Origin of the sequence: Asticcacaulis sp., from assembly GCF_020217185.1 — a bacterium.
GTDB lineage: Bacteria > Pseudomonadota > Alphaproteobacteria > Caulobacterales > Caulobacteraceae > Asticcacaulis.
Genome location: NZ_JAIWNX010000008.1, coordinates 1 through 10,000 on the forward strand (window position 1 = coordinate 1; position 10,000 = coordinate 10,000).

Annotated in this window: 12 protein-coding genes; 6 read left to right on the forward strand and 6 right to left on the reverse strand. The window is 62.9% G+C overall.

Going from position 1 to position 10,000, the window contains the following annotated elements; translation table 11 throughout:
* On the reverse strand, positions 1–242 hold a 242-nt coding region (locus tag LDL37_RS00385; protein ID WP_290792737.1), incomplete at its 3' end, for a DUF2490 domain-containing protein.
* Positions 243–338: 96 nt separating this feature from the next.
* Positions 339–929: a phosphoribosyl-AMP cyclohydrolase gene (locus tag LDL37_RS00390; RefSeq protein WP_290792739.1), complete on the reverse strand. Its 591-nt coding sequence runs from the start codon at positions 927–929 to the stop codon at positions 339–341.
* Positions 930–1,090: 161 nt separating this feature from the next.
* On the opposite strand from LDL37_RS00390, the gene LDL37_RS00395 reads away from it, so the two are divergent.
* Genes LDL37_RS00395 through LDL37_RS00410 form a run of 4 tightly spaced genes read left to right on the forward strand, consistent with a single transcriptional unit; the run spans position 1,091 to position 5,249 of the window.
* A complete protein-coding gene (locus LDL37_RS00395) occupies positions 1,091–2,197 on the forward strand; it encodes a histidine kinase (RefSeq protein WP_290792741.1) in 1,107 nt (368 codons plus the stop codon).
* A gap of 10 nt (positions 2,198–2,207) precedes the next feature.
* On the forward strand, positions 2,208–2,864 hold the full coding sequence (locus tag LDL37_RS00400) for a response regulator transcription factor (protein WP_290792743.1): 657 nt from the start codon (positions 2,208–2,210) through the stop codon (positions 2,862–2,864).
* Positions 2,861–4,795, forward strand: coding sequence for an ATP-binding protein (locus LDL37_RS00405; protein ID WP_290792745.1), 1,935 nt, complete (start codon positions 2,861–2,863; stop codon positions 4,793–4,795). The genes LDL37_RS00400 and LDL37_RS00405 overlap by 4 nt, the downstream gene beginning before the upstream one ends.
* A 10-nt stretch (positions 4,796–4,805) precedes the next feature.
* Positions 4,806–5,249 (forward strand): response regulator, encoded by a 444-nt coding sequence (locus LDL37_RS00410; protein WP_290792747.1) that lies wholly within the window; start codon positions 4,806–4,808, stop codon positions 5,247–5,249.
* 3 nt (positions 5,250–5,252) lie between these two features.
* On the opposite strand, the gene LDL37_RS00415 is transcribed toward LDL37_RS00410, so the two are convergent.
* The 4 genes from LDL37_RS00415 to LDL37_RS00430 form a co-directional block, all read right to left on the reverse strand.
* A complete protein-coding gene (locus tag LDL37_RS00415) occupies positions 5,253–5,957 on the reverse strand; it encodes a response regulator transcription factor (RefSeq protein WP_290792749.1) in 705 nt (234 codons plus the stop codon).
* Entirely contained in the window at positions 5,954–7,474 is a 1,521-nt protein-coding gene (locus tag LDL37_RS00420; RefSeq protein WP_290792751.1) for an ATP-binding protein, read from the reverse strand. The genes LDL37_RS00415 and LDL37_RS00420 overlap by 4 nt, the downstream gene beginning before the upstream one ends.
* 226 nt (positions 7,475–7,700) lie before the next feature.
* On the reverse strand, positions 7,701–7,874 hold the full coding sequence (locus LDL37_RS00425) for a hypothetical protein (protein ID WP_013478614.1): 174 nt from the start codon (positions 7,872–7,874) through the stop codon (positions 7,701–7,703).
* A gap of 15 nt (positions 7,875–7,889) precedes the next feature.
* Entirely contained in the window at positions 7,890–8,645 is a 756-nt protein-coding gene (locus LDL37_RS00430; protein ID WP_290792756.1) for a Bax inhibitor-1/YccA family protein, read from the reverse strand.
* Positions 8,646–8,898: 253 nt separating this feature from the next.
* Between LDL37_RS00430 and LDL37_RS00435 the strand changes: the two genes are divergently transcribed.
* A complete protein-coding gene (locus LDL37_RS00435) occupies positions 8,899–9,126 on the forward strand; it encodes a zf-TFIIB domain-containing protein (RefSeq protein ID WP_290792759.1) in 228 nt (75 codons plus the stop codon).
* Positions 9,123–10,000, forward strand: an 878-nt coding sequence (locus LDL37_RS00440) for a TerC family protein (protein ID WP_290792761.1), incomplete at its 3' end; no start/stop codon positions are given. The genes LDL37_RS00435 and LDL37_RS00440, both read left to right, overlap by 4 nt.

The window sequence follows — 10,000 nt, forward strand, 5'->3', positions numbered from 1 at the left end:
AAGCTCCCGCGGGTGGTCGGACTGAAACCGTAGCTAACGCTGGGGCGGATCAGATACTGCCCCAGACGCGAGGCGTCATTGTTAAAGCGCTTCTGCACTTCTACCGTCGCGGAGACCCGGTCGTTCAGCTTGAACTGGGAATGCAGGCCACCCCACACGGCTGTGTCTTCGCTCGCCGCCTGAGCGGCAAAAGGCACAAGACAACCAAAAGCGAGCGGCACCAGCCGGGTTATGCGAAACATCAAACGGACCTTGAAAGAAAAAGACGCAGGCGGATCAGAAGACGGGGGGTCAGCGCCTGACCCGCCTGCACACGGCTTAAGTAAAGGGGGGGGGTATTACTTAGCCGAATAGGGCAGGGAGGAGTGGTGCAGGACGATGCGCAGCTTGCCTTCGCCGTCACGCACATAGCCCCAGGTCTTGTCCACTACGGTGACATTGCCCTTGGCGTCGGTCAGGGTGACATTGCCCATCGAAATGGCGCTGTCGCCGGTGATGACGATGCCGGCATTGTCAATCTTGAAGCCACGCCAGCTCTTGAGCGCAAAGCCCTTGTCGTTCGGGAACCTGGTGTCGCCACCAACAAAATAGGCCAAGGCACCGTCACGGGTCGTGCGGAAGGTTTGCGGAGCCACCGTCAGGGTCGGCTTGAACAGCACCGGGCCGTAGTTGTAGCCGTAAGCGCTATCCAGCACCTTTTCCGCCAGACGCTTAGCGGCTGCGTAGCCGTTCTTGTCGTTTTCGGTCGAAATGGCGACCAGCGCTTCGCCCCAGGCCTTCTGGGCGGCTTCGACTTCGGCCACGGTGATCGGGGCATAGACAGCCGGGCTGACCTGGGCCGCATTACCCGCCGCCAGAGCCGGGGCGCCGGCAAAGGCCAGCGGCAGGGCCAGAGCCAGACAGGCGGCCTTCAAGTTCATCTTTTTCATCGTGTTGCACCTTTCCTCTTCAAACGCCATCAACGTCGTTGCGGCTTGTGAGGAGAAGGTAGGGGCAGACGGGACGGCAGCGCATCCGCCGACTGGCGCGCCTTGCGGCCTAGGCCGGATGGCCTATGCACAACAGGGCTTTCCCGGTATAGAGACAGGCAATGGAAAGCGCCTCCCCTTTGCTATCTGCGCAGATTGAAACCGTCGCCGAACTGCGCGAGCTTTATCGCGCAGCCGAGGCGCGGGCGGCGCGTCTGCGGCTGTTGTCGCAAGCAGGGGGTGAACTGGCGCTGGCCGAGATGACCACGGTCGAGACCGTGCTTCAGACCTGCGCCGGGCGACTGGCGCATTTTCTGGGGCGGGGCCGGGCGTCTATCGCGTCACAGGGGCCGGGGCTGGGTCTGCGCGCGCCGGGTCAAAGCGAAGGCGCGGCTACGGCTCCCTTCGCCTTCGTCATTATCGACGGCTTCGCTGATCTGAGCGACATTCCGGATGGCGAGGACCGCGAAGCGGTGCGGCTCGTTCTGGAACTGATGGGGGCCACGGCCAGCCGCATCGAGCGTGAGGCCGAACGCGGCCGCCTGACCGCCGCCTTGCGTGAGCGCGAACAGCGGCTGGAATACGTCGTCGGACGCCTGTTCACAGCGCAGGAAGACGAACGCCGCCGCCTGTCGCACGAACTGCACGATGGCGTGGCTCAGACCGCGACGGCGCTGGTCCGCCTGCTCGAAGGCGGGACGGATCGCGCGCAGGAACCCGTCGCCGGACCGCAGCGGGCGCGTCTGGCGCAGATTGCGCGCGAGCTGGTGCAGGAAATCCGCGCCATTATCGGCGGACTGCGCCCCACCCTGCTCGACGATCTGGGGCTGCGTGCTGCCCTGCGCTATCTGGCCGAGGCACTGGAGACGGACGGTTATACCGTGACCTTTGACGTGCCCGGGGGGGCCATGCCCCTGCCCTCCGCCGTCGAAACCGCCCTGTTTCGTGTGGCGCAGGAGGCCGTCAGCAATATCCGTAAGCACGCCGGGGGCCCCTGCCCGGTCACTCTGAGCTTAAGCGCCGATGCGCCTTCGGGCCTCACCTTGCGTATAAGCGATGGCGGGCGTGGTCTGAGTCACACGGAGCCCACCGGCTCGGAGGCGCGGCAGGGTATGCATGTCGGACGCGAAGTGATGCACGAACGCATGCTGGCCATTGGCGGACACCTCCTGTGGGAGGCCGGTCCCGAAGGCGTCAGCGTTACCGCCCACCTGCCCCAACCCCTGTGAGTGTATCCTTTTGACCGCCGATCCCTTGCGCATCCTGATTGTTGACGACCACGCCCTGGCGCGTGAAGGGCTAAAGGCCGTCCTGACCAGCAGCGGGTTCAGCGTGGTAGGCGAAGCCGCCGATGGCCCGGCCGCCATTGCCCTGACCGAGGCCTTGTGTCCGGACGTGGTGCTGATGGATGTGCGCCTGAAGGGCGATATGGACGGCCTTGAAGCCACGCGACGCATCGCGGCCCTGGGGCTGTCGGCGCGCGTGCTAATGCTCACCCTGCACGACCTGCCCGCCTATGTGCGGGAAGCTCTGGCGGCGGGTGCGGCGGGCTATGTCCTGAAAGATACCGCCATTGACGATCTGCAAGCGGCCATTGTGCGTGTGGCGCAGGGGCAGACCGCCCTGCCGCTCGATCTGGTCAGCGCCGCCATGCGCGCGCCGGAACCGGTTGAACGCGACCCGGCCGCCCTGTCCAGCCTGACCGGGCGCGAGCGCGAAATCGTCCATCTGATCGCCGAAGGCATGACCAATAAGGAGATCGGGCGGTCATTGGGCATCAGCCCGGCGACGGTCAAGGCGCATGTCGAGCGCCTGATCGCCAAGCTGGGGGTCACAGACCGCACGCAGGCGGCGGTGCTGGCATCGCGGCATCTGTCGGCGGGGCGTGAGGCATGAGGCTGGCGCGCTTTCTCACCCGCTTCTGGGCCGACCGGCCGCTGGCGCTCAAGGGGCTGGTGGTGGTGGCTCTGCCGCTGGCCATCCTGCTGGTGTCGCTCAGCCTGCTGTTTCAGGCCAGCCATGCCGAGGAAGAAGCCGAAGACGATGTGCGCCGCGCCTTCGCCGTGCAGCGCGACACCTATCAGGTGCACGCCCTTCTGGCCGAAGCCGCCGCCGGGGTGCGCGGTTATGTGCTGACGCGGCAGGCGCGGTTTCTCGAACCCTATCGCAAGGCCGAGGCCGATCTGCCGTCGACCTTTGACAGACTGGATGGCATCATCCGCGACGCCGAAATCCGTCAGCGTTTTGAGCGCATCCGGTCGCTTGCGGTGCGCAAACGCGAAGGCCTGCACACCATTGTCGAACTGGCCGACGGGCGGCCCGGTAACGGACGCCATACGGCTGAGATCGAGGCCGCGCTGGTGTCCAATAAGATCGTGCTCGACGCCATGCGGCAGGAAATCGACCGCATTCAGGTGCGCGAAAACGCACTTCTCGATCAAAGGCTGCGCCGCGTTGAAGAGGTGCGCAACCGCTTCCTGTTCCTCACGGCCATCAGCGCCATTGTCGGCCTTCTGGGCAGTCTGGCGGCCGTCTATCTGTTCTCGACCGGCATTGTGCGCCGTATCGGCAACCTTGAGGACAATGCCGAGCGACTGGCGCAGGGCGAGGCGCTGAACGACCTGCCGCAGGACGCCGATGAGATCGGGCGGCTGGCGCAGCGCCTGACGCGGGCCAGTGCGCTCCTGCGTGGCCGTGAACAGGCCTTGCGCGAAAGCGAGGAGCGCTTCCGCCTCGTGATCGAAGAGGTACGCGACTACGGCATTTTTGCGCTTGATCCCGATGGCGTGGTGACGAGCTGGAATCTGGGGGCGGAACGCATCAAGGGCTGGACGGCACCGGAAATTCTGGGGCAGCATTTCAGCCGTTTCTACCCCGACGAAACGCGCGACTTTCTGCCCGCCCAGATGCTGCAACGGGCACGCGACCGCGGCACGGTCGAAGACGAGGGCTGGCGTCTGCGCAAGGACGGCTCGCGCTTCTGGGCCAATGTGGTGATCACCAGCCTGCACGACGATAATGGTCAGGTGCGCGGCTTTGCCAAGGTGACGCGCGACATGACTGAGCGCCGCCGTAGCGAAGAGGCGCTGCGCATGGCGCGTGAGGACGTCATTGCCGCCAATCTGGCCAAGAGCGAATTCCTGTCGCGGACCAGCCACGAACTGCGCACGCCGATGAGCGCCATTCTGGGCTTCGGGCAGTTGCTGGAGCTGGATGAAGAGACGCTGTCGCCGCCGCACCGGGCCGCCGTGCAGCAGATCATGAAGGCCGGACGGCATCTTCTGTCGCTGATCAACGACCTGCTCGATATTTCGAGCATCGAGGCCGGGGCGACCGACATGTCGATCGAAGCGGTCGATCTGGACGACGTGGTGCAGGAGGTGCACGCGCTGGCCGCGCCGATTGTGGCTACGGGCGGATTGAGCTTCCAGCTTGAGGCGGCCGAGCCCGGCCTGATCGCCCAGGCCGACCGGCGGCGGCTGATACAGGTCCTTCTGAACCTGATTGCCAATGCGGCCAAATATAACCGTACCGGCACCTGCGTGCGTCTGGCCTATGGGCGCAAGGGCGACGACATTCGCATCGAGGTCGAAGACGATGGCGAAGGCATCGACCCGTCGGCGGCCTCACGCCTGTTCACGCCATTTGACCGGCTGGGGCAGCAATCAAAGACGCGGGTCGAGGGCACCGGGCTGGGGCTGGCCCTGTCAAAGCGCCTTGTGGAATCCATGCGCGGGCAGATTGGCTATGAGGCCCCGGCGCAAGGGGCGCGCTTCTGGTTCACCCTGCCCGCAGCCTCATCTACATCCGATAAACCAGAGATCTGAGACCACGACCATGCCGGGACACCTGATCGCACCGGGAGACCTTCTGTCGCGCCGCATCCTCGTCATCGACGACGAAGAGGCCAATGTGCTGCTGCTGATCGCGTTGCTGAAACGCGAAGGCTATAATGATGTGCACGGCATTACCGACCCGGCGCGCGCCATGCAGGCCTATATCGACCTCGCGCCTGATCTGGTGCTTCTCGACCTGATGATGCCCGAAGTGGACGGGTTTCAGCTTCTTGAGGCCTTTGGTCGCCATGAACGCGCCGATGAATACCGCCCGGTTCTGGTGCTGACGGCGGATACGACGCTTCAGGCCCGCCGCCGCGCCCTGTCGCTGGGGGCCAAGGACTTTGTGGCCAAGCCTTTCGATGTGATCGAAGTGGCTTTACGCATTTCGAACCTTCTGGAAACCCGGCTTTTGTACCAGCGTCTGCGCGCGCAACAAACCTGAGTTTCAACTGGTCTTTGACGTGGCCTCAAGCCGGTAGCCAATACCGGGCTCATTGACGATGAACTGATCGCGTGCGGGATCAATTTCGAGCTTCTGACGCAACTGGGCGATATAGATGCGCAGATACTGGTTGTCGTCGGCCTGAGCCTCGCCCCATACCTTTTGCATCAGGTATTTGTGGGTGAGCAGTTTTCCGGCGTGGGTGGCCAGAACCTTCAGCAGGGCGAACTCCTTGGGCGACAGCTTGATGGGGGTGTCGCGGACGGACACCTTGTGCGCCGCCAGATCGATACAGAGATCGCCGACCTCGACCCGCGTATCTTCGACGGAAGCGACGATGGAGTCGCGTAGAGAGGCCCGCAGGCGCGCCATTAGCTCCGCCGTGCCAAAGGGTTTGGTGACGTAGTCATTTGCCCCCAGATCAAAAGCCTTGACCTTTTCCTCTTCCTGATCGCGCACCGACACGACCAGAATCGGCATTTTGGACCAACTGCGGATGGAGCCTATGACCTCCGTGCCGTCAATGTCGGGCAAACCGAGGTCCAGCAGCACCGCGTCCGGCTTGACCGAAGTCGCCAGACGAATGCCTTCGCGTCCTGTCTCGGCCGGAATGACCGTATAGTCGTGAGAGGTCAGGGTGATGGTCAAAAATTTGCGCACCTGCGGATCGTCTTCGATGACCAGTACCTTGGGCTGCAAACCGCTCATTCCGTCTCCTCCTCAAGGGTCGCCAGACGCAGCGTCGCCGCTTCCGGCAACCAGACGCGCATACAGGCCCCTGTGCCATCGGGTGGGTCTATGGCCTCGATACGCCCGCCATAGGAGGCCACGATCTCGCGGCAGATGTAAAGCCCCAGCCCGGTGCCGGCTATCTTGCGATCGCCTTCTACGGCCCGGTAAAACTTGGTGAAAACCGGCTCTCGCAAAGGCGGCGGAATGCCCGCCCCCTCATCATCGACGTCAATTTCAACGCCGTCCGAAGTGACGCGGGCATCAATGGTGATCTCGCCTTCGGGCGGGCCGTATTTGAGGGCGTTTTCGATCAGGTTCAGCAGGACAAGGTCAAACAGCGAGGCATTGAGGTTGAGAAGCGGAAACCCCGCTTCGACCGTAATGCGGAACTTCTGGCGGCCGATCAGGGGGCGCAGCGTACGCAGAACACCTGAGACGGCGTCACGGATATGCAAGGGCTCGCTGCGTGGTCGCACACCGGCCTCAAGCCGGCTGATTTCGACCAGATTGACCACATAGCGGTTCAGCCTCAGAGCTTCGGCCAGACCATCCGCGACGATGTCCCGCGCCTCGCTATCCACGCGGCCTTCCAGCGCTTCCAGCGCGCCGACTATGCCGACCAGCGGCGTCTTGAAGTCATGCGACAGCGAGGACAGCATGGCGCTCATGAAGCGCTCGCGGTCGGCCTGACGCACCTGCTGTTCGTGCGCTTCGGCCAAAGCGGCGCGACTGAGGGCACTGGCGACCTGCGCGGCCAGGGTCGGCAACAGGCTGGGGGGGAACAATTCGACCGGAAATGGCGCATGGTCTTGCGGCGTAAAGACCAGCACCCCCAGCGTCTTTTCGCCGTCGATCAGGGGCAGGATCAGGCGCGGGTCGTGCGGCGCCAGCACCTGACCGGCCCCGGCTGACGCGCCTTCCTGCGCCGCTTCGGACAACAGCGGGTCATCAACAGGCACATCCTTATACCAGATCTGACAGGGCACGGTGGTCAGGGCGCTCAGGCAGGCTTCGCTGGCCGCCTGCACCTGCGCCACCGTGGTTTTGCCGACAAGGTCCTGATTGAGTTGATAAAGCCCCCCCAGGACGTTTTCGCGCGCCTGACTTTCGCCCGTGATGCGGCGCAGGCGCGTCGTCAGGGCACTGACCACAAGCGTGACGATGAGCAGCACCACGATCTTGGCCACCGCCTGCGGGTTGGTCAGGTCGAAAGTCCAGAAGGGCGGCAGCAGGACCAGATTGTAGGTGATGACGCTGAGCGCCACGGTCACCAGCGCCAGCCGCAGATCAAGAAAGATCGCCGCCGCCAGAACGGGCAGGACAAACAGGATGCTCAAGGCTTCGGGCGAGGGAAAGCCGGACTGCATCAGAACATAACTGACGCAGGCGGCCGCAAACACCATGACAAGGCTCAGCAGCGCTTCCTGCCACAAGGCGCGCTGGCCGCGCAGTACCGGCAAGGGAGGATGATCCAGAAAGGGTGGCAGACGCATGAGGCTGAGCCTAAATCCGTTTGGGGCGAAAGGATAGCGGAACTGTCGGTCGAAACCTGTGGGAGGCGCTCCAAAAAAAAATGGAAGCCGCCGGTGCACCAGCCCGGCGGCTTCCCGCAGCGGTCTCTCCTACCGCTGGACGGCCCGTGATCCGGCTTTATTCAGCCGATCCGGGCGAAAACGGTTCCCTGCGCTGGGGGGGGCGATGGCGCGGGAACCGATCCCTTTATCGCAACAATCTGTTGTTCATGCGCTCGGTGCGCTTGCGGGCCTCGCGGCGCGAGGAGCGGAAACTCAGAGTGTCGATCAGGATGTCTTCTTCACGTTCGGCGGCCCGGCGGGAGCGGCGCTCGCGGTAGGGATTGCCGGTTTCGTCGAAGTAAAAATCATCGTAGTCCATGGTCGTCTCTCCCGGTTATCGCCGCTCACCGGTAAGGTGCAGCAGGCTGGTGAAGATGTTGATGACGTTGATGTAGAGCGACAGGGCCCCCAGGATCATGATCTTGCCGCGGGTCTCCCCCTGATCGGACAGATCGTAATAGAGACCCTTCAGGCGTTGCGTGTCATAAGCCGTCAGCGCGGTGAAGATCAGCACGCCGAGAGCCGACAAGGCCAGTTGCAGCCACGAACTCTGGAGCAACAGGTTGACCAGACTGGCGACGATCAGGCCGATGACGGCCATCATCAGAAACCCGCCGAAACGCGTCAGGTCCTGTTTGGTGGTGTAGCCCCAGAAGCTGGTCAGGCCGAAGGTGATCGCCGTGATCAGAAAAGCCTGCGCGATGGACGCACCGGTATAGGCCAGCACAATCGAGGTCAGCGACAGGCCCATAATGGCGGCAAAGACCCAGAAGCTGAACTGCGCTGTGGCGAGGCTCATGCGCATCACGCCGAAGCCTAACACCATGGCCATCACCAGGGGCGCAAAGGCCAGACCCCATCCGAGGCCCGTCAGGCCGCTGATGCGGTCGCCCGACATGACGTATACCGCATTGATGAAGCCGGAGGACTGCGCCGCCAGAAAGGCGACACCGCCTGAGATCAGCAAGGCCAGACCCATACGGTTATATATGCCCATCATGTAGCGGCGCAGATCGCCGTCCATGCTCAGGGTTCTGGTGGTGGCTCCGCTCCCATTGAACAGGTCGCGGGAGTGGCCGCGGGGTTGCATTGTCATCTCCTTTGAGGGGTTTGCTTGAAAGGCTCGCTTTCGTTCTGAGCCCCTTCACCCTAGCGTGCCGATACGCCAAGGCGCTGTATCGAACGGGGCCTCAGTTCGCTGTTTTCGCGCCGCCGGGCTGTAAACGCGCCGTAAAAATGACGCCACGGAAAAACAGCGCCATCGGCCTGACTTCCCAACGGAAATGCAGCATCGGGCCGCGCTACAAATGACAGGTTGATATTCATTCCAAACAGGCGACCCCATGCCCCTGCGCTGCTGTCCCGACTGCCAGATACCGCTCAAGGAAAAGACTCACGGACCCGTCCGGATCGACAAATGCCCGCAATGCCGCGGCGTCTGGCTCGATAAGGGCGAAATGAACCAGATCGTGGCGCTCAATCTCGACGGACTGATGCCCATCTATGCCCGTCAGCGTCCGGCGCGCCCCCACACCGCCCGCTTTTCTGATGAACAGGATCGATCCTTATGATGGAGTTTCTTGTCACGCCGGTGATGGACAAGCCCCTGTGGATGTGGGCCGGCTTCATCGGCATCGTTATCGCGCTTCTGGCCTTCGACCTCGGCGTTCTGCATCGCAAGACGCATGAGGTCAGCATCCGCGAAAGCCTGTGGATGTCGGCCTTCTATATTGCCATCGCATTGGCCTTTGGGGGCTGGGTGTGGTGGTCGCTGGGCGATCAGGCCGGTAAGGAATATCTGACGGGCTTTATCGTCGAAAAGACACTGGCGCTCGATAATGTCTTCGTTATCTCGCTGATCTTCACCTATTTTGCCATCCCGCCCCTCTATCAGCACCGCGTGCTGTTCTGGGGGATACTGGGCGTGATCGTCCTGCGCGGCATCATGATCGCGCTGGGGGCCACGCTGGTGTCGCAATACAGCTGGGTGCTGTACGTCTTCGCCGTCTTCCTGATTTTCACCGGCATCAAGATGCTGTTTGTCGGCGACAAGCACCCGGACATCGGCAACAATCCGCTGCTGAAGCTGATGCGGCGCGTCTTTCCGATCAGCGCGGGCCTCGACGAGCAAAAGTTCCTGACCCGACAGCCTGATCCCAAAACCGGCAAATGGCGCACCTATGCCACGCCGCTTCTGGTCGCGCTGGCCCTGATCGAATTTGTTGATCTGATCTTTGCGGTTGATAGCGTGCCGGCCATCTTCACCATCACGCTGGACCCCTTCATCGTCTTCACCAGCAATATCTTCGCTATTCTCGGACTGCGCGCGCTGTACTTTGCGCTGGCGGCGATCATCCATCGCTTCCGCTATCTGAAACCCGCCCTGGCCATCGTGCTGATCTTCATTGGCTCGAAGACCTTTATCGCCGATGCCATGGGTCTGGA

Bases quoted from the DNA above. Each gene is read 5' to 3' on its own strand.
- LDL37_RS00390 (WP_290792739.1), bottom strand. From the start codon at position 929: ATGAAAAAGATGAACTTGAAGGCCGCCTGTCTGGCTCTGGCCCTGCCG.
- LDL37_RS00395 (WP_290792741.1), top strand. From the start codon at position 1,091: ATGGAAAGCGCCTCCCCTTTGCTATCTGCGCAGATTGAAACCGTCGCC.
- LDL37_RS00405 (WP_290792745.1), top strand. From the start codon at position 2,861: ATGAGGCTGGCGCGCTTTCTCACCCGCTTCTGGGCCGACCGGCCGCTG.
- LDL37_RS00410 (WP_290792747.1), top strand. From the start codon at position 4,806: ATGCCGGGACACCTGATCGCACCGGGAGACCTTCTGTCGCGCCGCATC.
- LDL37_RS00415 (WP_290792749.1), bottom strand. From the start codon at position 5,957: ATGAGCGGTTTGCAGCCCAAGGTACTGGTCATCGAAGACGATCCGCAG.
- LDL37_RS00420 (WP_290792751.1), bottom strand. From the start codon at position 7,474: ATGCGTCTGCCACCCTTTCTGGATCATCCTCCCTTGCCGGTACTGCGC.
- LDL37_RS00425 (WP_013478614.1), bottom strand. From the start codon at position 7,874: ATGGACTACGATGATTTTTACTTCGACGAAACCGGCAATCCCTACCGC.
- LDL37_RS00430 (WP_290792756.1), bottom strand. From the start codon at position 8,645: ATGCAACCCCGCGGCCACTCCCGCGACCTGTTCAATGGGAGCGGAGCC.
- LDL37_RS00435 (WP_290792759.1), top strand. From the start codon at position 8,899: ATGCCCCTGCGCTGCTGTCCCGACTGCCAGATACCGCTCAAGGAAAAG.